The sequence below is a fragment of the Streptomyces sp. NPDC057543 genome, from assembly GCF_042801895.1.
Taxonomy (GTDB): Bacteria; Actinomycetota; Actinomycetes; order Streptomycetales; family Streptomycetaceae; genus Streptomyces.
This window is the reverse complement of sequence record NZ_JBHVFF010000051.1, coordinates 13812-35532: the sequence shown is the minus strand read 5'-3', so window position 1 is coordinate 35532 and position 21721 is coordinate 13812. Positions and strand designations below refer to the sequence as shown.

13 protein-coding genes and 3 pseudogenes are annotated in these 21721 nt (G+C 66.1%); 8 read left to right on the top strand and 8 right to left on the bottom strand.

The window, feature by feature from the left end:
• Positions 1–253: 253 nt before the first annotated feature.
• The gene (locus ACFU8Q_RS11815) at positions 254–1084 is read right to left on the bottom strand and encodes a transposase (RefSeq protein ID WP_384451375.1); all 831 of its coding nucleotides are present in this window, start codon (positions 1082–1084) and stop codon (positions 254–256) included.
• Positions 1085–2028: 944 nt separating this feature from the next.
• On the opposite strand from ACFU8Q_RS11815, the gene ACFU8Q_RS11810 reads away from it, so the two are divergent.
• The 3 genes from ACFU8Q_RS11810 to ACFU8Q_RS11800 all read left to right on the top strand — a co-directional run bounded on the left by ACFU8Q_RS11810 (position 2029) and on the right by ACFU8Q_RS11800 (position 6367).
• Positions 2029–2544, top strand: coding sequence for a DUF2690 domain-containing protein (locus tag ACFU8Q_RS11810; RefSeq protein ID WP_384451373.1), 516 nt, complete (start codon positions 2029–2031; stop codon positions 2542–2544).
• 8 nt (positions 2545–2552) lie between these two features.
• Positions 2553–5642: a hypothetical protein gene (locus tag ACFU8Q_RS11805; RefSeq protein ID WP_384451370.1), complete on the top strand. Its 3090-nt coding sequence runs from the start codon at positions 2553–2555 to the stop codon at positions 5640–5642.
• A gap of 263 nt (positions 5643–5905) precedes the next feature.
• Positions 5906–6367 carry a hypothetical protein gene (locus ACFU8Q_RS11800; protein ID WP_384451368.1) on the top strand — a complete coding sequence of 154 codons (462 nt, stop codon included), beginning with the start codon at positions 5906–5908 and terminating at the stop codon, positions 6365–6367.
• Between the two features lie 226 nt (positions 6368–6593).
• Here ACFU8Q_RS11800 and ACFU8Q_RS11795 read toward each other — a convergent pair.
• A pseudogene (locus ACFU8Q_RS11795) lies at positions 6594–7802 on the bottom strand (IS3 family transposase).
• Between the two features lie 141 nt (positions 7803–7943).
• Between ACFU8Q_RS11795 and ACFU8Q_RS11790 the strand changes: the two are divergent.
• A pseudogene (locus ACFU8Q_RS11790) lies at positions 7944–9117 on the top strand (IS3 family transposase).
• Between the two features lie 224 nt (positions 9118–9341).
• Here the strand turns inward: ACFU8Q_RS11790 and ACFU8Q_RS11785 are convergent.
• The 6 genes and pseudogenes from ACFU8Q_RS11785 to ACFU8Q_RS11760 all read right to left on the bottom strand — a co-directional run bounded on the left by ACFU8Q_RS11785 (position 9342) and on the right by ACFU8Q_RS11760 (position 18273).
• Positions 9342–9926, bottom strand: a complete 585-nt coding sequence (locus ACFU8Q_RS11785; protein WP_384451365.1) for a hypothetical protein — start codon at positions 9924–9926, stop codon at positions 9342–9344.
• A gap of 5 nt (positions 9927–9931) precedes the next feature.
• Positions 9932–13870, bottom strand: coding sequence for a hypothetical protein (locus ACFU8Q_RS11780; protein ID WP_384451362.1), 3939 nt, complete (start codon positions 13868–13870; stop codon positions 9932–9934).
• Positions 13871–14130: 260 nt separating this feature from the next.
• Complete coding sequence (locus ACFU8Q_RS11775; protein ID WP_384451359.1) at positions 14131–14349, bottom strand: hypothetical protein; 219 nt, start codon at positions 14347–14349, stop codon at positions 14131–14133.
• Between the two features lie 1436 nt (positions 14350–15785).
• The gene (locus ACFU8Q_RS11770; protein WP_384451356.1) at positions 15786–16187 is read right to left on the bottom strand and encodes a LysR family transcriptional regulator; all 402 of its coding nucleotides are present in this window, start codon (positions 16185–16187) and stop codon (positions 15786–15788) included.
• A gap of 49 nt (positions 16188–16236) precedes the next feature.
• Positions 16237–17105: pseudogene (locus tag ACFU8Q_RS11765) on the bottom strand (IS5 family transposase).
• A 235-nt stretch (positions 17106–17340) separates the two neighbouring features.
• Positions 17341–18273 carry a helix-turn-helix domain-containing protein gene (locus ACFU8Q_RS11760; protein ID WP_384451353.1) on the bottom strand — a complete coding sequence of 311 codons (933 nt, stop codon included), beginning with the start codon at positions 18271–18273 and terminating at the stop codon, positions 17341–17343.
• A gap of 289 nt (positions 18274–18562) precedes the next feature.
• On the opposite strand from ACFU8Q_RS11760, the gene ACFU8Q_RS11755 reads away from it, so the two are divergent.
• From ACFU8Q_RS11755 to ACFU8Q_RS11740, 4 genes are all read left to right on the top strand, one after another.
• A complete protein-coding gene (locus ACFU8Q_RS11755) occupies positions 18563–19174 on the top strand; it encodes a hypothetical protein (RefSeq protein ID WP_384451351.1) in 612 nt (203 codons plus the stop codon).
• A gap of 234 nt (positions 19175–19408) precedes the next feature.
• The gene (locus ACFU8Q_RS11750; protein ID WP_384451348.1) at positions 19409–20014 is read left to right on the top strand and encodes a class I SAM-dependent methyltransferase; all 606 of its coding nucleotides are present in this window, start codon (positions 19409–19411) and stop codon (positions 20012–20014) included.
• Between the two features lie 96 nt (positions 20015–20110).
• On the top strand, positions 20111–20782 hold the full coding sequence (locus ACFU8Q_RS11745) for an HAD family hydrolase (RefSeq protein ID WP_384451345.1): 672 nt from the start codon (positions 20111–20113) through the stop codon (positions 20780–20782).
• Positions 20779–21654: a hypothetical protein gene (locus tag ACFU8Q_RS11740; protein WP_384451343.1), complete on the top strand. Its 876-nt coding sequence runs from the start codon at positions 20779–20781 to the stop codon at positions 21652–21654. Before ACFU8Q_RS11745 ends, ACFU8Q_RS11740 begins: the two co-directional genes overlap by 4 nt.
• Positions 21655–21721 lie beyond the last annotated feature (67 nt).

Genomic DNA, 21721 nt, shown 5'->3' with positions numbered 1-21721 from the left:
AGCCGTGTGCGGGAGAACCGCATGCACGGTTCGATGTGGCGGGGGCTGGAAACGGAGCGTACGTACTACGCCACCGCGCCAGCCCCCGACCCTACATGAGTCCTCGTCGGTTCGCTGACGGGGTCTTCGTGCTTGCGAGGTGCGGTCTTTTCGGGGTTGGGGCAGGTTGGCGGCCCGGCTCGCGTCGGGTGGGCGCCGGGTTCCACTTTCCCGGTGCGGTGATGCGGATCGTTGGGGCGGTCGGTGTGACTGGTCAGCCGGGGCTCGGCAGGGCATTGAGCCGGATTGCCTGGATGACTTCGTTGGTCCAGGGCCATCGTGTGGTGAAGCGGAGCCAGCGGCGGCGGCCGGTGGTGACGAGCTGGGCGGCGGCGGAGAACAGCCTCAGGCGGAGCTTCTTGGGCTCCCAGCGGCGCGTTTCTGTGGTCAGGGCGAGCATCGGCATCCAGGCGAGGAGGTCGAGTGCGAGGGAGACGATCTCCAGCCAGATCTGGTTCTGTGCGGTGTCGTGCAGGGGCAGGTTGCGCAGGCCGGTGTCGCGGGCGTTTCGGATGCGGTCCTCGCAGCGTGCCTGGCGGCGGTGACGCAGTTCGAGGTCGGCGAGCTGGCCGCCTTTGGTGTTGGTTGCGAAGCAGGTGAGCCGTAGTCCGTCGAGGTCGGTGAAGCGCAACTGTGCGCCGGGGTGGTTGAGTCGGCCCGCAGCGCGGTGCCGGTGTTGCCACCGGCCCGTTTCTGCGGGCCGCTCGCCGAACCCGGCGTGCGCGTTTCCACGCACCGGGCTCTCCACGGTCTCTGCCGTCAGGCGTGGTTGGCCAGGGGCCAGGGATTTGGGATCTTGTTGCCGCAGTACCGGTATCGCTCGGTTGGCACCCGGCCGAGGTTGAACAGTTCGACCCCGTCTGATGAAGGCAGATCTCGACGTCGATGCCGTACTGCTTACCGTGGTCGACGACGGCCTTCTTGAACGCCTGGTCAGACAGGGCCTTCTTCGCGGTGTCCACCTGGCGGCCACGCCATCCAGCAGCGCGATGAGGCGCGGACGAGGGCCTCGACGACGAGAGCCCGTACGTCCACCGCCGGGCATCTCTTCCGCCCCGGCACCCGTTCCCCGCCTCCTTGGCGTCGTGGCGGCCGGGGCGCCGACGGCGGCACGGATGCTCTCCGTGTCCGCATCGATGGGGCTCGGGTCGGCTAATCGCCGCTTCTTCTAGCGCAGTTGCCATCGTGGCAAATCATGAATGGTCTGATGGGTGCCATCGTCGCGTCACTTGTAGAAGTAGTACTTCACCGCATGGGCGGGCGGCAGATCGTGGGGCAGCAGGCCCCACTGGCGGCCGTTGCTGTTCTGGTACTGGATCGCGTTGACGATCTATTGCATCGCATATCTGCCCTGGTGGCCACTGACCGACGGATGCACTTCCACGCTGTGATCACGGGCTCGACCAGCGCCCACAAACTGCATGGCAGGTCGCCGTGATGGTATGTCCATCCCGGTCAGGCCCGCCTCCGTTCCGGAGTTGGTGACCTTTGCGAACTGTGCCCATCGAAGGCAACTGTCAGAAACGGACTGGCTCGCACCCCTGGTGTCGTAGGTCGGGCCAGTGGGCTGACACCTTGATCAGCAACCGAACGTCGATCCTCCACGAGCGAGATCAACAAGCCCGCCCGCACGCGCATCCAATGCGATACTCTCTGTACGCTACAGCTACCTGACCGTCACTACGAAGGGGAAAGGCGAAGGCCGTTGTCCGGTGTGTGGGCATATCTGGCGTCCTGCTTGCTGTGGCACCCGCTGCGTCGGCGGCCGACCAGGTCGGGCCGAGGAGCAGCATCGATTCAGCCATGTACTACTGATCGATCTGGACCGAGGCACTGCTGCACGGATACGCAGCAGAGAGCACGCGGATACCAACCCGGCGGCGAAGCCATTTGGCCTGCCTGCCGCCAAGCACGCTGGCCTCGCCGAGCCGCAGGAGCAGCGATACCTACCTCAAATCCCTACCTCTCACCTAACTTAAGGAGAACGTTATGCGCACGCGAAGATGGGGCCGGGTGGGAGCAGCACTGGTGCTCCTCTGTTTGTCCCCGACGCTGGCGGCGACCTCGGCCGCGGCCGCGGAGACCGCTGGGTGCACCCGGTCGGGCTGTACGGGCAAGGACCCGATTGTCATGGGCTGCGACGCCGACGCCCAGGTCATCGAACAGATCAACCAGGGCAATGACATCGAAATCAAGCTGGTGTGGTCGCCCGCATGCCAGGCCACCTGGGCGAAGGTGAGCGTCAACCCGCTCTACCAGCAGCCGGTGTATGCCGCGCTGTGGCAGACCCCGACGCTGGGAGGTTTCGCGGCGCCCCGCCCCACCCCCAGCATCACCACGTCCAACCCGAGCGGCGTCTCGCCCATGGGCGACTGGAAGATGACCAGCAAAGCCTGCTGGAACAGGCGGAATGACAACTGGGAACCGGAGCCCCTGCTCTATGAAGAGGGCGGCAAGGTAATTCCCACGGCACTCATCAACGGTGACTGCACGGACTGGATATGAGACGGCACATGCTGAAGCGCACACGAACGCTCCGCCAACGACTCACCGGTCAAGGGCTCGCGACCGCCGTGCTGGCCTCCTCGATTGCCCTGATCCCGCTCGTGGCCCAGGACAATCCCGCCGAGGCGGCAGACACCACGACGAACGTCCTCTTCTCCACGCCCGAGAAGGCCCTTGGCGACGGATTCGAAAAGTCTGAGGACATCGTTGTCAGCGGGACTGGGGACTCCGACGGCTTCCACGTCGTGACGGCCGCGGAGCGGGAGGGATACACCTTCCACGAGGTCGCCTCCCTGCAGCGCAAAGACATCGACGCAGGGCCGTGGACAGGGTACGTGTGCGCCACCGGCTCCGGCCGGTACGCGGCGGCCGTCTACATGCCGGCACTGTGGGTCAATAAACCGGGCGCTACCTACCGCGGGGCGTTCGCCGCCGTCATACGGCTCAGCGACGGCAAGGTCACCGAGATCGCCCAAGGCGTCCAGCTCTCGTACCACTCGCCGGGCTGCGGCGACGACGACCGGGTGCTGTTCGCCAGCAGTACGGCCACTGACAACAACGCCGGGACGACCATGGTCATCGAAGCGGACGCTGCGACGGGCAAAGCCACTGCCAACCGGAAGGTCACCGGACAGATCGCACACTTGCTGCCCACCTCGAGCGGCGACTACGGAGTGCTTAACGGCAACCTGGTGAAGCTGACCGGCAAGGGCAAGACAACGCGGGCGCAGAAGCAAACCGCGCTGCCTGGGCCGGTCTTCGAACTGATCCCCTCCGCCGACGGCGCCCTCGACCTCGGCGTCGTGAAAGACCGCAAGAGCGTCATCAACCGCTGGCACGGCGGGAAACTCACCACGCTCGGCTCCGGAGAGGTTGGCAAACTCAAGCTGTTCCCCCGTAAGGGCGGCTCTCTCGTAGTCGGCGACGTGGCCGGCGTCGACACCTCGCACGCACCCGGCCTCAAAGCCCAGCCCTTCACCGGACGCCCCGCGAGTGTGTCACGTGAGGGCCACCTGATCACCACGTCGATGGTCTCGGACGAACTGAAGGGCGTCACAGCGCCCGAAGGCACACCGGAAGCAGAGGCCACCGGCGACGGCCAGGCCGCTGGATTGATCCGAATCCAGGCGACGGCCACCCGCACGGGGACCAAGTCCACGATCGCCTTCGATGCCAACACCACGCGGGTGAAGCCGGGCGCGGCAAATGCTCCCGCAATGGATCCCGCTGCCTTCACCGCCCCCGACACCACCAAGACCGCCGCTTCGGTGGCGGCAGTCGGTGCGGCCGCACAGCCGAGGGACGATGTGGAGCCCCTCACCTGCGGCGAGGGGTCCAAGGAGTCGTTCTGCCTCTCCAGCCATGGTGCCGAGGTCTTCGTCCGCGACGGGAAGGTAGAGGGATACGACATCCCTTGCCTGGTCAAGCGGAACAACCCGAAGCGGCAGGCGCTCCAACCGAGCGCCAACCAGGTGGAGTGGGCGGTCGACCAAGCCGTTCATGGCCGGCTCACCTTGCAGCGGTCGGCGAACTGGCACGACACGGGCCTACCCGCGTACAGTCCGCAGGGCCTCTTCCCCAAGCCGGTGCTGACCGGCGGTGGTGATATCCCGGCCCAGGTGGTCCTCGGCATCCTCGCCCAGGAGTCCAACTTCAAGCAGGCTTCCTGGCACTCGATGAACGGCGCGGCCGGCAACGTCCTCCAGGCGGACTGGTTCGGCAACGGAGCCAGCATCCACTACTACCCGGACAGCGCCAAGTCGGACTGCGGTTACGGCATCGCCCAGGTCACCACCGGCATGGCCGACGACGACACTCCGCCGCTCGACACCACGCGAGCTGGTGCCATTGCCACCGACTACGCGACGAACATCGCGGCCGGCATGCAAATCCTCGCCGAGAAGTGGAACCAGCTCAAGGCGCTGGGCATGGAGGCCAACAGCGGCGACCCTCGGTACATCGAGAACTGGTACATGGCGCTATGGGGTTACAACAGCGGCGTCTACACCGATTCGAGCCAGCCCCGCGGCCTCGGCTACTTCAACAACCCGGCCAACCCGGAGTATCCGGCGGACCGCACGCCGTTCCTCCGGGACAGCTACGACGACGCCTCCCACCCTGCAGACTGGCCATACCAGGAAAAGGTCCTGGGCTGGGCGGAGACCCCGCACAAGACGTGGGACTGGGAGGAGTCCTACGAGAAGCCGGACTTCCCGGGGCTGATCAACTTCGAGCAGATGAACCTGCCGGGCAACTACTTCCACTTCTGCTCACCCACGGTGAACAACTGCACGCCGCAAGCAGCCGACCCCTGCCCTGCCTGGAACGATACCTGTCGCTGGGCCGGCAGCGCCTCGTGGCTCAGCAGCGCTCAGGACACCGGCAACTCGTCCGTGGAGACGCTGAAGTACGCTCTTGGCTCGAGTGAACCCGCACTCATCGCCAAATACCCGTCCGGGCCCTGCATGACGACGCCCGACGGCACCCCCGGCACGATAATCATCGACGACCTCAATGGCCGTGAGGACGTCTACGGTTGCGGGGACTACGAGGCCGCCTCGGACGGCAAGTTCACCCTTCAGTACGGGGACAGCCTCCTCACGTATCGCGATGACCTCGCGACATGGCGAGCCACCCCAGCCATTGCGCAGATCGACGTCCATCAGCTGGGCGCTGGGTACAACGGCCACGTCTTTTTTACCCACTCCTACCCGGAAGGCGACTTCTTCCACAAGGTCACGGGGCGGTGGACACTCAACCCGACGAACCTACCGGCTGCCAACAAGGCGGGCGCGCGGTACAACGTGTGGATCCACCTGCCCAACCACGGCGCAGAGGCGATTGTGCGCTACACCGTTCACCCCGGTCCCAACGCCGAAGGGCTCGGGCCTGACACCTGCAGGGTCGGTCAGGCGAACCAGAGCAAGGGCAAGGACACGTGGTTCAAACTGGGCTCGATGAGGTTCTGGAAGGGCGGGCACATAGAGATGGACAACGAACACGACCCAGGCACGGGTGACGCCAATGTCGCGTTCGACGCCGTTGCCCTCGTCCCTGCGGCGAATCCCGACGCAGGTAACTGCAAGTTCGGATACTGATGAGACGTGCACGCTTGATGCGCCGCCAGGTGGTGACGGCAGTCGCTCTCGCGGCTGCTGTCACCGTGGCCGGCTGCACACAGCAGAAAGCGACGCCGGGCCCCGGCGTCTACCCCGGTGACGCCCCTGCAACGCCGAAAAGGACCCTTCCAGGACTCACTGCGACGAAACCTCCTTCGGCCTCTCAATGGCCGAGCGAGGCCCTGCCGGCCGACCGGGCGCCAGCGCTGGCGGAACCCAAGGTCATCACACCTGGTTACCGAGTGGACGACTTCCTGACTGGCCTGGCCGGACGCTGGGACGTTTCCCTCGGCAAACAGCGGCTGATCGATGCCCCCGGGGACAAAAACGTCTGGCACTTCACCGGCTCCGTGTCGGGCAGCGGCGAGAAGCAACTCTCCATCGCCGGCGTCCCTACACAGCAGGGCGACATCATCGGGTTCTCCTGCCTGGTGGACGCCGACCGACCGAAAGCCGGAGCATTCCTGAAGGACTGCGTGAAGACCGGGATACCGAACTGGGACAGCGAGCGCGCGGTGGCCTGGCTGAGTACGGCCAAGCAGCAGGTCGACGCCTTGTACTCCAAGGAACACCGCCCAATCGTTAGTGCCATGTTCGTATCCGAAAAGGCGCACGCGCTCCTGCGTAGATCCGGTCCCACGTCGGATTCGACCGGAACGTACGAGCTGTCGGTAACGGGCGGTGGGGTCGCCGAGAATTCCTGAATCAGGGGAGGAATGGGGACGCCTAATGGCCCGGAAGCGCTTCAGCTTCCGGGCCACCGGGCTGCTGAGAGGGCCCGTACCTACCAGGCAAGAAGCCCAGAGCGCACCGAGGGGAGGCGCGGCGCCTGGCGCCTCATCACAGTGAAGGGGCGGATTCCTTGCAAAGCATCTGTCACTGTGTTGGGGTAGTCAGCCAACGGGCCTTGACCCCGGATCTTGAACACGTCTATGCGGCTCGGGTCAGGGTAGTTGATGTTGAGTGGAAGGTGTTCTCGTAAGCGATCGGGGATCGCTGGCCGAGCCGGGAATGCGGGCGTCGGGTGTTGTAGCGGGACAGCCATCGGAAGGCGTCGAGGCGGGCCTCACGCTCGCTCGACCAGCCCTTTCGCCCCTTCAACGTCTCCCTTTTGAAGGTTGCGTTGAACGATTCCGCGGCGGCGTTGCCCGCGCTGCTGCCCACTGCGCTCATGCTCTGGCGGACGCCGGCGAGGCGGTAGGCGTCGGCGAAGGGCCGGCTCGTGTACTGGGCCCCGTGATCCGTGTGCATCACTGCTCCGGCGAGGCTGCCGCGCGTCCGCTCGGCCGCCGCCAGGGCGTCGGTGACGAGCTCTGTGCGCATGTGGCCGGCGATCGCCCATCCGGCCAGACGTCGTGAACAGAGATCGATGACGGTCGCGAGGTAGCAGAACCTCCCGCTGCCGACGCTCAGGTAGGTGATGTCGCCGACGTACTTCGTGTTCGGGGCATCGGCGGTGAAGTCCCGGCCGATCAGGTCCGGCGCCTTCGCCGCGGCCGGGTCCGGGACGGTGGTGCGGTGCCGACGCCGCAGGCGCACACCCTCAAGGCCGATGGCGCATGATCCGGGCGACACGCTTGTGATTGACCGTCTGACCGCCCTCGTCGCGGAGCTCGGCGGTGACTCCCGGGGCTCCGTAGGTGCCGTCGGAGTCGCGGTGGACCTTGCGTATCCGGGCCGCGAGCCGCTCATCGGCGGCCAGCCGGGCCGCGCGGTCCGGGGCGGTGCGGCGCCAGTAATAGAAACTCGAGCGGGTGATGCCCAAGATGTCGCAGAGCCGCTTGACGCCGAACCGGCGCTGGTGGTCCTCAACGAACTGGCAGCGGTTCACCAGCGCGTCTCTCCCGCGAAATACCGGGCTGCCTTGCGGAGGATGTCGCGCTCCTCCTCCAGCTCGCGGATCCTCTTCCGCGCGGCGGCCAGCTCCGCCTGAACCCTGTCACCGTCGGGCCGCGGCGCCGCCGCAGGTGTGGAGTGAGCGCCGGACCGGCGTCCGTCAGCGGCCCGGATCCAGTTCCGCAGCGTCTCGGTGTTCACTCCGAAGTCGGTGGCGACCGACTTGATCGTTGCTCCTGGACGGGACCGGTACAACGCGACCGCGTCCGCCTTGAACTCGGCGGGGTAGTGCTTCATCCCCACAGGGACTCCGTTCTCCTGGACCATCGAGATCCAAGTCTCTCCGGTGTCCAAGATCCGGGGTCAGGGCCCGTTGGGCGTTTCCCCTTGAGCGTGGACACCCTGATCATTGGATCGTGGTGATTCATAGGACAGGAGTTCCCGTTGGGGACGTCGAAGTACTCGTCTGAGTTCCGGGCCGATGCCGTCGCGCTGTACCACTCCAGCCCGGGTGGGACGTACGCGTCGGTGGCCAAGGACCTGGGCGTCAACCACGAGACGCTCCGCACGTGGGTGCGGGATGCCGAGCAGACCGCCCGGCCCGGGGTCGTGGAGGCCACCGCAATGGAGAAGGAGAACCGGCAGCTGCGGGCGCGGGTGAAGGAACTTGAGCTCGAGCGGGAGATCCTGCGGAGGGCCGCGAAGTATTTGGCGGCGGAGACCAGTTGGTGAGCAGCCGCTTCCAGTTCGTCGAGGATCACCGTGGCGCCAAGCGGCTGTGCCGGATACTCGCGGTCTCGCGTTCCGGCTTCTACCGGTGGCCGGCTGGCGCATCCGCGCGGGCCGGCCGGGCGAGGGCGGATGCCGAGCTCGCCGAGCACATCAACCGGATCCATCAGGAATCGGACGGCACCTATGGGGTTCCGCGCGTCACCGCCGAGCTGAAGGAGGCCGGGAGGCTGGTCAATCACAAGCGGGTCGAGCGCGTCATGCGCACGTTCCACATCGTCGGGCTGCACCTGCGCAAGAAGGTCCGCATCACCATTCCCGAGCCGTCAGCGACACCGGTGCCGGACCTGCTCCAGCGGGACTTTGCTGCCCAGGAGCCGAACACCAGGTATGTGGGAGACATCACCCGCCTCCCAATCGCAAACGGCCGATTCCTTTATTTGGCAACGGTGTTGGACCTGTGCTCGAAACGTCTGACGGGCTGGTCGATCGCCGACCACATGCGGAACTCGCTGGTTACCGACGCGCTCAGGGCGGCAGCGAGGGCCCGCAGCCGAACGGTCTGCGCGGGGCGATATTTCACAGCGACAACGGGGCGCAATATGTGTCGAAGGAGTTCGCCCGGGTCTGCTCGGAGCTGGGCGTGACCAGATCGCGCGGCGCGGTCGGCACAAGTGCGGACAATGCCGCCGCGGAGAGTCTGAACGCGACCATGAAGCGCGAGATGCTCCAGGGCCGCAAGCGGTGGAACGGGGCGAGTGAGGCCCGCCTCGCGGTCTTCCGCTAGGCGACCCGCTACAACACCCGCCGACGGCACTCCCGCCTCGGCCAGATCAGCCCGATCACCTACGAACAGCGATCAACTAATAAGCTGGCCACCGCCGCATGACAACCGGTGTCCACAATCATGGGGAAGCCCCCGAAGGCCTCCTTCCCGAGCCAGTTCCATACCCGGACGGTAGGCACCGCCAGGCTGAGCAGGGAAGGGGGCCCGGCCCTCATAGGGCCAGGTCAGCAGGCACCTCTGCTCAATTCCTCATCCACAGGCCGACCGTCACTCGGTGAATCCAGGCTGAAAGGGGCAGCGGCTGCCCGCCGTGGGGGAACTTCAATCTAATCAACCACTACGAAGTCGGACACAACGGAACAACGCCGGGGCCGTGGGTGCACCCCAAGACGTGCACCCGCGTTTTGTCGTCCTGCCGGAACAGTTGAATCCAATTGTCCAGGCATCAGATCCGTGCACGCCTGGTCCGAGGTTTGTGCTTTGATGCCCACATCGACATTTCCTTTGGGGTGCTGCGCGAAGTCCAGTGCGAAGCACCGGCTCACCGATGTGGTCGATGGGCCGAGAATGGCTATTGCACGCTCGTAGAGGCCATCGAATTGGACGAGTACGACTGTCTTCGAGCCCTGTTCCTGTACTGCTACCAGCACTCCCTTAGGCACGCTCGCCTTCAACAGCGCTCGGAGCTGCTCCCTGTCAGCGGCCTGTCCGGCCTTCGCTAGATGGTCGGAGATGGCGCGTGCGTAGTGCTGCGCGTCGAGGCGTGTCGCTTCGAACGCCTCCGTTTTTCGAGAGTCTTCGCGTTCACCTGCGTTCACGAAGACAGCGATGATGGCGGCGATAAGGGCGAGCAGGAGCGCACCGAGGACCTTGGCCCACAGCGCGCTCCCGCCCATTCCTTCATTCTTCACGTCGGCTACAGCCCGCTCACCGCACGACGAAACGCTGCCGCGTAGAGCGCCGTGCCCAGGCCGTTGGGGTGATAGCTCTCCCGGCTGACGCACCAGCTGCCACCGACTTCACAGCGGAAGTCGCCGTCACCTACCGGAGCTTTCACGATCTTGTTGATTCCTTCCGGGTCATCGCACGCCCGCTTCCCCGCGAAGTCCGTGTCGGGAGACTCAAAGGAGACGGGCAGGCCCTCCTGCTTGAGCTTCGTCGCGAGGGCGCGTTGCTTGTCCTCCATGTAGCGGGCGTGGTCGTTCAGGCGATCCATGCCCACACCGCCGACGCCGCTCACACAGGTGAGGGAATCTTGGTTGAAGAGTTGTGGATAGCCCATCAGCAAGATCTTGGCATTGGATGCTTCACCGTGGACCTCGCGCAGGACGTCCTCGACCTTCACCATTGCCTTGTCGATGTCGCCGCGAACGTCGTCGTCCGAGGGGCAGCCGGTCATGGCGCACATCTCCATGACCTGCGGGAAAAAGGCGTCGTTGCCGCCGACGGTCATGGCGACCAGTGTGGTGTCCCTGCTCAGTACACCGGAATCGACCTGTGTCTTCTCATGGAAGTTGCCGTCGTAGCCCCAATGGTCGTTGCCGTCCTTCTGTGGGTTAACGCTGGTCATCTGCCAGGTGCGCGCTCCCGAGCATGAGACGTCCTGGAGGTCAAGCGCAGCAGAGTGCGACGTAATCATTTCGCCAATTGTGGTGACTGCACCTGGCAGTGTCGCCTTGCGGGACCAGGAGTTGGCGCTGCGCCGGCAGGCGTTCCAGGTGGGCTTGCCGTTGTGGAGGTTGCTGTTCGTCGCATAGTCGCCGGCCCCTTCTCCTGAAGTGTACGAGTCGCCCATGATGACGATCATGTCCTTGGGCTTGGCGGACAAGGGCTGGAAGGCGACGGCATCCCAGGCGACATCTACGTCTGCGGTCCCATCGTCGGCTGTGTTGTCGAGAACCACCTTTGGTGTCCCCTGGAACCGGTACGTGCCAAGGGAGACCCAGGTGTTCTTCCGGTAGCGGGTGTTGATGTAGCGGTCGCGCGTGGTTCCGTTGCCCAAATCGATGCGGTAGTGCGCCTGCTGGGTGTGTGCGCCGGTGTCGGGGAGGTGTACAAAGACGCGTGCCCACTGGTCCAGGCTCTTGCCCAAAGTCCAGGTGCCGGTCACAGTCATCCGCTCGCCAGGGCCGCCGAGATGGGCGCTGTCGCGGGTGTGGGCGTACCAGAAGTGGCCGCCGTAGCCGCCGCCGATCTGGTGGAGGTCACCCTTGGCCTCGTACAGGCCGTAGAGGTCGGCGTTGAACTCGAACTGGAAGCTGCCGTTTGAGGAAGTTGTGCCGCAGTCGCTGTAGGTCTCGGTGCTGGCGGGGACATCGTCGATGACCAGAGCACCAGACGGCAGTCCGGTCTTTTCGCATTCCGGAGTGCCGTACTGAAGGCGGTAGCCTCGGCCGGGCTCGGCTCTGAGCGTTGCGTACTTGATGTTTTCATTGCCGCAGGAGTCCGAGCAGTCCTTCCACGTCACGTTCCCCGCATTCCACCAGTACTGGGTGTAGCACGCGGCATCGGGACAGTCCGGCGGAGCGGCTGCGTTGCACTTGTTCCGCTCGTTGCAGAAGGCGTCGAGGGGCGGCTTGACCGCAGTGCGGTCAGCCTTGCTGATCCACCACGCTGGCCTAAACCCGGCCGAATCGTAGCCGTCCTCACCCTCCCAGTCCTGACGGCCTGAGGTGGCGTACGAGTAGCCGGCATCGATGGACCATGCAGCCCAGCCCATCACCTTCTCCTGATACGGCCACTCTTGCGGATGCGCGGCATCCTCCGGCCAGTGCTCTGGATCCACGTCCGCGTCCAGGAACGGGTCACGGCCCGCAGGGTAAAGGGGGTTGGCCGGATTGTTGTACCAGCCCAGCCCCCAGTTACCGTTCGTCTGCTCCTCGGAGCGGGGATTGAAGCCGAGGTTGTAGTTCCACAGCGCGGCAAACCAGTTCTCCACCTTGGAGGCGTCGTCGTTGTTGACGGTGAGCAACTGGTTCGCCAAGTGGAGCTCGTTCCACTTGTCAGCGAGGATGTACATGGACGCGGCGATGTTCACCGTGTAGTCGAGCGCGACCGCCCGCTGCACATTCGGTGCCAGACTCGTCTCGCCCGGCTTCTCGTGCCCGGCCAGGCGCATCCCGTCGGTGACCTGTCCGACGCCGTATCCGCAGTCGGACTTGTCCCAGTTGATCTGCCAGTACTCGCCGGCGGTGTCGCCCTTGTGTCCGTAGAAACCGGCCACGGCGGCGAGCGGGCTGCCCATCTGGCCCGGTACCACTCCTGCCTCGGACTGCCACAGGTTCGACTCCTGGGCCAGAACCCCCAGCAGGACGTTGGCGGGAATGCGTCCTCCGCCCGTCAACGCCGGCTTGGGGAACGTCCCCTGGGGATCGCTCTGGAGTCCCGTCTGATTGCGCCAGCCGCCCTGGGTGATCCAGTTGGCGCGCAACTCGCCGCGCACCGCCATGTCGACCGCCCACTCGACCTGATTCGGCGTCGGCTGGAGCGCCAGGCTGTTCACGTCGTTACGGGGCACCGAGCACCAACGGTCCGTGTCCACCGGATTGTTCGGGTCCGCAGCCGCGGCCGTCCGCAACTGGGTGCGCGCACCCGCCTTGTCGGCGGGGAGAGCCGGGGAAAGCGTGGCCTTGCCCAGTCTGCTGCCTGTTTCCAGGACGCTCTGCGTGACCTTCTTCCCCGTCGCCATGGCGGTGGACGTCACGGTCAGCGGTTCCGCCTCACCGGTCAGCGGCGGCTGCGCGCTGCCGTCGCCCGACGTCGGCAGTGCCCCTCTAGGGCCGCCGCCTCCCGCATCCTTGATGCGGGCCAGTCCCGTGCGGATGCTCGGCGAGACGACAGGGTTCACGGCCAGGCGGCCATGGCTGGAGACGTCAGCCTCAGGGGACGCCTCGAGAGCCGTGACACCGGTTCCCTCCGTGTCCACAGCGCCCTCGGGATCTCCCGAGAGGAACACCTGCCGCGTGCCCGCCTGCTTCAGCGCCAGGTCGCCGAGCTTCCCGGACGCCATCGTCGTGGGACGCCCGCTCCCGTCCCTGAACTGCGCCCGAACCGATTCCTTCGTGCGATCGAGGTAGACGACCTTGCCCTTGGCCGGGATGCGGATCTCAAAGGGCACATTCTCGGTGTCGGCCAGGTTCTTGACCTTCCCCGAGCTGTTGATGTGCACGAGGTGCGGACCGCGCGCCGCGATCGCGCCGTCCGCGACCGGGACGGCGGAGGTGACCTGCCCGGTCACCACCGTATTCGCAACACTTTCCCCGGCAGTGTTGACGGTCACCAGACGGCTCTTGTTATCCCTGAACGAGGTGAACGTCGCCGTGCGCGTATCGGGGTTGCAGGACGGGTCGAAGTAGGCGAGAGAAGCGGTGAACGGAAGCTTCTTCACCTCCCCCGTCTCTGTGTTGACGATGGCGGTGAAGGCGCCGCCCAGCATCATGTCCGGGTGGTTGGTGGCCGTGCGCGGCGCGTACACCGCCGCCACGTGCGTACGGTCCATCACGCACTGGTTGCCGATCCACGAGTCCGCCGGCATCCCCGGCTCAGCAAGGATCGCTGCAGTCTTCCACTCATACGCTGTGGTGCTGTCGGCGACCAAGATGTTCAGCCCGTCCGTGTCCGCCGCGGCCGTCACGGCCCGGTCGGCCGACTTCTTCCAGCCCTTTCCAAGGACGGCATCGCGCTGCCTGGGTGGCACGGTTGGCGGCGCTGGTGGGTTGCTCTCGGGCGACGGCTTGGCAGCGACTCCGCCGGGGGGCGGCGCCGCCGTGGCGGGAATTTGCATGAGGCTGGTGAGGGTGGCACAGGCAACCAAGGTCGCGACTATGCCACCGATAGGTCTCTTGCGTTTCAACACACGTCTCCTCTTTGTGTGGTGCATCGTGACGGTGCCCGAGCAGTGCGACTCAGCCTCTATAGCGGAGCCGTACGAGATTCCGACTCCACTTCGCGGCAGCCTCACGTGCCTTGGCAGCTCCACCTGGACTCACTGTTGGTCGCTCTGCGGCGCGGAGCGGCTCTGCATTCGATACCATCGTCCGGTCGCGCTCATGGCGGCCAGCGCAACTGTGCCGGCGCGCTGCCCGGTCTTATGGCCACACGCTGAGTGCCCCATCTCTACCTGCGATCGACGAGGGGAGTGAACTCGTCCACGTAGATCTTTGGAACCTGCGGAACCTGTCCTGGGATATCCGAGCCGATCACCGCAGCATCGCCGCGGGATTCCCCTGGAGGAATGCCCTGGAGCCAGAAACGCTTGGCAGCAACCCAGCCCTCGCCGTCAGCGACACTGATCTTGACCGAGTACGTCGCATCCCTCTCGTAGGTGTTGGCCACCTGATCTCGGTGCGCACGCCTCACTCCTGCGGCGTGGTGTGCACAATCAGGTCGCCGTACTTCAGGACGCGCGTGCGACCTTCGGAGTGCAGCGAAGGCACCGGGCTTGGACGCGGGGATGGACTGCTCTGGGCAGCGCTCGGGGACGTCTGCCGATCCGCTACGGGGGCTTTGCCAGTGGCACCGCCTGTGCAGCCGACTCCCACCACACACACTGACACCAGGCCCAGCGCCCGAACCGTCCGCAGTCCGGGCGCTGTCACCTTGACCATCACTTGGATGAAACCTCCAACTACTTGCATATTGCAGCGAGTTCTCGGTTTCGCAGCAGGTCTTCACCAGACCTGCTCCGACCTGGAGTCGATGTCGTCGAGCACCAGCGCATGAACTCCTGCAGGCGCGGCCCGTCGAGGTTGTCCGGTTGCGGCCATTCACCCGGCGCAGACGCGCATAGATCACAGGCCCGCACCAAGCCGAAAAAACTCGGCGAAACCGAACGGAACTCCGCTGGAAGAATTAAGTGTCCAGCGAAGCCATTCCTCGGCGGCTGGAACGGTGCCGGTCAGGCCCAACTGGCGAGACGTCAGCCCTGCAGAACAGACCAGTGCAGGCAGCGCTGATGGCAGCGGCTATACCCGCCCTGGAACGCAGTACCTCGAACTTCATCTCATCCCCTCCCATGTGGGCGCCCCGCAGGGCACCGCTGTGATGTGATGGCCGATCCCACTGCTTTACGATGCGCCGCACCGCAATCCGACGGCCGGCGCACGAGCGAGGTTCATGGGCGCGCTGGCCTGGGCTCCGGAACCCAGGCCAGCGGTCGAGGCGCCCGTGCTTCGCTGGGTGTTGAAAGTAGGCCATGGCGACCGCCTGAGGGAGGGGTCCAGGCCCTAGGACCTGCTCTCAAGAGCCCAGGATGGCCTTGAGTTACTGCTCGTAGCCGCAGATGCCCAGGAGATCCCGAGAGGTCCCATTCAGTGCCCGTGTCAGGTTTTCCGGTGCGGGGCGGCATGCATTCAGGCCGCTGCGGCGAAGACGCGTTGACTCGCGCCACCCGCTCGCTGACGCCGACCCTGATGACTCAACTCATCTTGTTGCATGGAGAGTTGTTCAACTCGCCCTAGTGGGGCACATCATCACGGGATGAGCGGCTTTCAGCCATCAGCACCGCAGCGGGAGGGAGCTGCGCAAATGGCACGCGCGGCCCCACGAATACAGTCCGCGACCTTCGTGATCCTCGTCACAATGACGCCTGTTACGGATCCCGCATGCAGGGGGCAGAGAGAGGGGCGTTGGCCGTATGGCTGTGAGCGGGCGGCGTGCCTCGCCCGCTCGCGGGTGCCAGCCCCGTCGTGTACATCGCAAACTGGACGGGCCCTCCTGGAACGTGAACGCGGGGCTGGGCTGTCACCACCTGCGGCACCCGGTCCTGGGGCTCATAGTGGATCGGGCCGGGATAGGTTGGCGTGGTCTGCGATGCGCAGGATCTGCTGTGCTTCGTGGAGGAAGTCGCGCCCGCGGGGCGTGGGTGCGAGGGGCCGAGTGTCACGGTTGATGATGCGGAAGCCTGCCCTGCGCTCGATAGCGTAGATGCGCTGGCCGAGGGTGACACTCCTGCCGCCGTAGAAGCTGTCGGCGGCCGCCGGGATGCTGTCATGGCCGACGACCTGGACGATGGTGCGCAACCGGTCCAGGGCTTCGCGGCCCTCGGTGACAGCTTGCATCGCCGGTGAGAGTTGTGGGGGAAGGTCGAGGTGGCCGAGGCCGTTGCAGCCGCCCGGAGGGTGGACGGTGATGTTGCACCGGCGAGCTTTCTGCGACAGGCCCCAGGTGCTCATGCTGCATTCGCGCGCCAATTCCCTTAAGGGGTCGTTTTCTCCCGGTGTTTCATCCCGTGGATTGTGTTTCGTCCTGGGATGTTGGGCCGCGCCAGGACACGGTGGTTTCCCCGGTGAGGCGGCGGGCCATGAGGTCGGTCATGGCGAGGTGGATCATGGCTTCGGAGCGGGTGGGCAGGGCTTCGTAGTCGCGGACCAGGTGGCGGTGAAACATCAGCCATCCGTAGGTTCGCTCGACGGCCCACCGTTTCGGGATGGGGGCGAAGCCCCTGGTCCCGGGCTTGCGTTGGGTGATTTCCATGTCGATGCCCAGGGTCGCGGCGTGCTCGACGAGGTGCTGGCGGTAGCCGCCGTCGACCCAGACCTTTCGGATCGTGGTGTGCTCGGCAGCCACCGTGTCGATCAGGCTGGTGCCGGCGACGGAGTCCTGGACGCTCGCGGCCGTGACCAGGACCGCCAGAAGCAGGCCGAGTGTGTCCGTCACGATGCTTCTCTTCCTGCCGACGATCTTCTTGCCCGCGTCCGTGCCCTGGCTCGTGGCGGGAACGCTTGTGGAGGTTTTCACGCTCTGTGCGTCGATGACGCACGCTGTCGGTTCGGCGTTGCGACCTTCGTGTTCACGCGGCAGGCTCCGCAGCAGCCCGCTGAGCTGGGCGAACACGCCGTCCTTTTCCCACTTGGCGAAGTAGCCGTGGACCGTTTCCCAGGGCGGGAAGTCGTGGGGGAGGTAGTGTCACTGCACTCCGGTGCGGTCCACGTAGAGGATGGCGTCCAGGATGGTACGCAGGTCGTGCTCGGGTGGCGGCCGATGTTCAGGGCCCTGCTGCGGCGCTCGGCCCGCCAGTCGGTCAGGACCGGTTCGATCAACTCCCAGCGGGCATCGGACAGATCACTCGGATACGGGCGGCGTTCAGTCATGCTCTGGACGTACCGCTCAGGGCAGCCCACGCCCAGGCGTGCGGCAAACGGAGTTGGTGGGGCCAGGTGGTGTCAGTGGGCGAACAGAGGCGACGTTGCTGCGGGCGCGGGCATGTGAGCGGGTATTGGCGCGCATCGGTTTCGTGCGAGGGTCGCATGGCCTGCAAGATCTTGAGTGGCATGTCCCTGGGAAGAAGGTGGCCCCTTGCCTGTGCCGGAAGCTCTTTCCGGTCTTTCAGCGGCTCGCCTCTTTGGGCGACAACGAGCCTGTCGAAAGCCTCTCGAAAAGTGCTGAAGGTTCCCTGTAAGTTCCCTGAATCCGAGGTTCAGAGGAGGTGCCGGTTCGGCGCCTGCGCAGCGTTTGCGTACTCAGGCAGTGCGCGGTGTGACCGGGGGCGGTGCGCTCGTCGCCGATGTCCTGGGCGAACCAGCCTGCCAGCTCTTCGTATCGCGTCTCCAGGGCGAGAAGCTCGACGGCGTCGGTGCCACGAGCGGCTCGGCGTCTCGTGGCAAGGGAGACGAGGTGTTGTTGCAGGGCGGGCAACACGTGCCGGGGGCCAATGAGGTTGTCGGTCTGGATCATCACCCGGCGGAGCTGCGCGAAGTGCTCAAAGGGAGACCCCATGTCGGCGAGTCCGGTGGCAGCCGCCGGCGTCGCGGCCGGCATGGCTGTCGCAGCCAGGCCGGCGATCCCTGAGGCGAGAACAACGCGGCGGGGCACGGGCACGAAGAGGATCCTTCCGTGGATTCGGGCGGGGACGACGACCGGGTCCGTGTCGTCTCCAAGTGAGCCTGCCCGCACGACCGCGCTCATGGCCAGGGTCTCCGGGCCGCTGGCCCCATGGCCCCGTGTACTGGCCCCATGAGTCGCTGTCCCGGCTCTGGACACCGGGACAGAGCAGTCCTGGGGAGCCTCGCGCTCCGCGCTGTCCCAGCCACGAACCAAGGCACCAGCGGCATCGAGGACATCGTCGAGAGCGATGGCCGCGTGCTTCGGGACAGGACGTTCAGCGCGCTCGAAGCGCCCGAGATGTGAACGGTCGATCAATGCTCTGCGAGCCAGAGCCTGCTGCGACAGCAGACGGGCCTCGCGGAACTGGCGTAGCTCGTAACCCCAGCGGTGCCATGGGCCGGCATCCGGAGTCAGCTCGTTCGGCTGCTGCCCCACGCTTCCTCCTCCACCGTGAGCTTTCGTTCGCCTGCGGTCGATGCCAGCGAAACCGGCGGCTCTCCATGGGGCCTGCGGAGCCAGCGTGCGGGGCTCCATCAAGGGCCTGCCCACCGGGGTTCCGTACCGCTTTCATCGTCGGTACGAGCTGATCACACGGTATCCGAACGGCGCCTGGCACGACCTTGATTCACGTGAGTAGCGACGTAGTGGTCGGTCGGACCGAACGCATCACGCAACCGTCGGGTGAGCCCTGCGAGGGCTGAGCGCGATCTAGAGGAAGGCGACCATGAAGACAAGCAGAAGCCTGGACGACATGATCGCCGTCTCCAGTCCACGGATCAGCCTGATGCAGGGATCCCGGGACTGGACGGGCGCCGACGCCGCTCGACCCCAGGAGTGGCACCGCAACCCCGCCCCGCTGGAGCGTCCGTCGCGCAGCGGCCAGCTCGTCCGGCTCCGTCAACAGTTTCGCCGCGAGGCGACCGAAAGGCGCAACCGCCGCTCCGGTGATCGATGTCTCCGGGTGCTGGCTTACAGCTTGGTGCCGAGCAGGAGTGCCAGCCCGGATGAGGACTGGAACACCCTCCAGACCGAGGCCGAGCAGCACGGCTACGCAATGGGAGCAAGGTTTCACGACGTAGCCGTTCCCGTGACCACGACGTACCTCCCCGGCTCGGGTGCCGGCCGTGGCGTCTACACACCGCCCTGGAAGCGCCCTGGCTGGGGGGAGGTCGAGCGACTGATCCGAGGCGGCTTCGCGGACGGCGTGATCGTCCTAGACCGGCACAACATCAGCTCCGATGACGACGAGTATCGCGCCGTGATCAAGGGGCTGGGTGAGCGGTACCAAGCGTTCATTCACCTCGTGATCCCCGAGGAGCCGTCCGGTGCGACTTGAAGGCGTCCGTGGCGGTGGATGGATGCGAAGGGCTGGGGCTGGAGACAGGCCGGCGCTCAGTTTCTCCTCGTCGTCACCGTGTTCGCAGTGCTCGTCACCGTCTACCAATCCGCCTGATCGGAGGACCATTTTGACGTTCGAGGGACACATCAGCCAGGCACTACATCTCCTGCCGCTCCGCGAGGCCGGATTCGACCTTTGCGCCGTGCCTGCAGGTGACCCGCAGGGCGCGGCATGACCGCGATCAAAGACCGCCTCAGCCCCGCCCAGTGGGATGCCTGGTACCGCGAGGGCCGGGCCATGGACCGCCTCGTAACCGACACCGAGGTCAACCGTTTCCTTCGGCGCGTCACCCCGTCCGCCGGGGCGTCCGTGCTCGACGTCGGGTGTGGCATCGGCAGCTTCAGCAGGCAGCTTTCCCGCTTGGGCTACGACGTGCTGGGCCTGGACTTCTCGTCGGCCGCGATCCAGACCGCGCAAAGGCAAGGCGTCGGAAGCCGGCTGCACTACGGGGTTCACGACTTCGATGCTCATGCCATCCCGCCCAGGCTGCAGCTCGCCTCGCTCGATCTCATCGTCTGCCGCAACGTCCTGCCGTTCATCGATCACCAGCCCTTCATGGTCGACGCACGACGTTGGCTGCGGCCTGGTGGGCAGTTGTACGTCCTCGTCCGCGTCTGGTCCGAGCGTGGAGCCGAGCCGGACGAGAGGCCATGGCAACGCGGCTTCACCGAGGGACAGGTACAGGCCCTCCAGAACGGGTGGGCCGAGCAGGAACGCTGCTGGCTCGGCAGACACACCGCTCTGTTCCTGTCCGGCGAGCGTCGTCGGGCTTTGTGACACGGGACGTTCGCCCAGCCGCCCGCCACCCTTCCCTTCCTTCGAGGAGATCTCGCCGTGACGAACCGCCCGATTCCTCCACCTTTGGTCGGATCTGTGCCGACGAAGCGAACCCCTTCCGATACGCCGCCACGTGCCCTTCTCCTCGACCTCGACGGCGTCCTGCTCGACACGCGGCCGGTCATGGAGAGGGCGTGGCGTGAGGTCCGGGCGACTCATGGCCTCGACGTGCCGTTCGCCTCGTACCAGCGCCACTTGGGGCGCGAGTTCGACGACATCATGCGCCGCCTCGGAGTGAGGGACGCCCAGCTCGTCCATGAGACGTACAAGGCGGCGTCCCAGGCTGCGTCCCACCTCGCCCGGCAGTTCGCCGGTATCGCGGAGGTGCTCCACACCTTCGCTGCTGCGGACTGGCGGTTGGGAGTCGTGACGTCCAAGCCCCTGGACCGCGCTGCACCGCTCCTTGCCCAACTCGGCTGTCCCTTCGCCACCGTTCGCACGTCGAGCAGCATGGGCCGCACGAAGCCGGCACCGGACCCGATCCTCCTGGCCCTGGTCGACCTCGGAGTCGACCCCGCCGCAGCTGTGTACGTGGGGGACATGGCGGTCGACCAGGAAGCGGCGGCCCGCGCCGGTGTCGCCTACGTCCATGCGGGGTGGGGATACGGGCAGCCCACCTCGCCCGCACCCGAGATCGCCGTCGCGCCCCAGGGACTGCTGCAACTCCTGCGTTTCGGCACGCCGTTCGTCGAGGGGAGCCTGGTGTGAGCACCCGCGCGACCGGCGGCTTGAGCTTGGTCCGGTCCGACTTCGCCGGCCAGCCCCGGTGGGCTCTCGTCGGCAGCGGCGCCCTGGACCACGTCACGACCGACCACATCCGGGCCGGGGAGCTGGAGGCCATGCCCGTCGACCGGCAGGAGCTGCGCGTTCTCGTCAGCAACGTCATGGGCGCCTTGGAACACTACGGCGCCTCGCTCGCCTCTACACCGGGCGGCGCTAGCTGGCTCCACGTCCAGCACGTTCCCGTTCGGCGCTTCGTGACCGAGGTCCTGCGCAAGCTGCTGGCTCTGGAGGCATGGGAGCCGTTCGCATCGACTCCGGCACCTCTCGCTCTTGCCCCGCATGAAGGGCGCGTCGGCCTGCGTTCGAGCAGCTCGCGGGAGTACCTCGCGTACACCGTCACCTGGTCCGGCATCGCGTACCTGCTCGGGGCAGCGGCTCCGTACAACCCGACCCGCTCCGCCCAGTTACGCAACCGGGCCCGTGTCAGCACGGCGAACACGGACCCGAGCCCGCTCCCGTCGGACCTGCAGCAGCGGGACGTCGTGGCGCTGTCCTGGACCTCCCGCCACGCTGACACCCTGATGCCGGTGCTCGCCGAGCTGGACCGCGACGGACGGTCGAGCCTCCTGCTCGACCTCGCCAGGACGCGGCGCCCGTCTACGACAGAGGACCCGCGCCCGCGTGGTGCGGGTCCTCTTCTGCGTGGCAAAGTGGTCAGCCGGAGGACTCGGATGCGCGGCCGGACCCCAGGCTGCATCGCGAGGCCGGAGACGTCGGGCAGATGGCGGTTCACCTCGTCGACCAGACGCGGTCGGCGTGACACGACCGACATCGGACGTTGCGAGGTTCGGCGATAACCCTCCGTGAAGGCTGACGGGTACTCACGTATCTCTGACGTGTCGTCAACCATTTAAGATCATCTTG

Coding starts and splice junctions, on each gene's coding strand:
- ACFU8Q_RS11815 (WP_384451375.1), bottom strand. CDS start 1,084: ATGCCCGGCGGTGGACGTACGGGCTCTCGTCGTCGAGGCCCTCGTCCG.
- ACFU8Q_RS11810 (WP_384451373.1), top strand. CDS start 2,029: ATGCGCACGCGAAGATGGGGCCGGGTGGGAGCAGCACTGGTGCTCCTC.
- ACFU8Q_RS11805 (WP_384451370.1), top strand. CDS start 2,553: ATGCTGAAGCGCACACGAACGCTCCGCCAACGACTCACCGGTCAAGGG.
- ACFU8Q_RS11770 (WP_384451356.1), bottom strand. CDS start 16,187: ATGAGCACCTGGGGCCTGTCGCAGAAAGCTCGCCGGTGCAACATCACC.
- ACFU8Q_RS11755 (WP_384451351.1), top strand. CDS start 18,563: ATGAAGACAAGCAGAAGCCTGGACGACATGATCGCCGTCTCCAGTCCA.
- ACFU8Q_RS11750 (WP_384451348.1), top strand. CDS start 19,409: ATGACCGCGATCAAAGACCGCCTCAGCCCCGCCCAGTGGGATGCCTGG.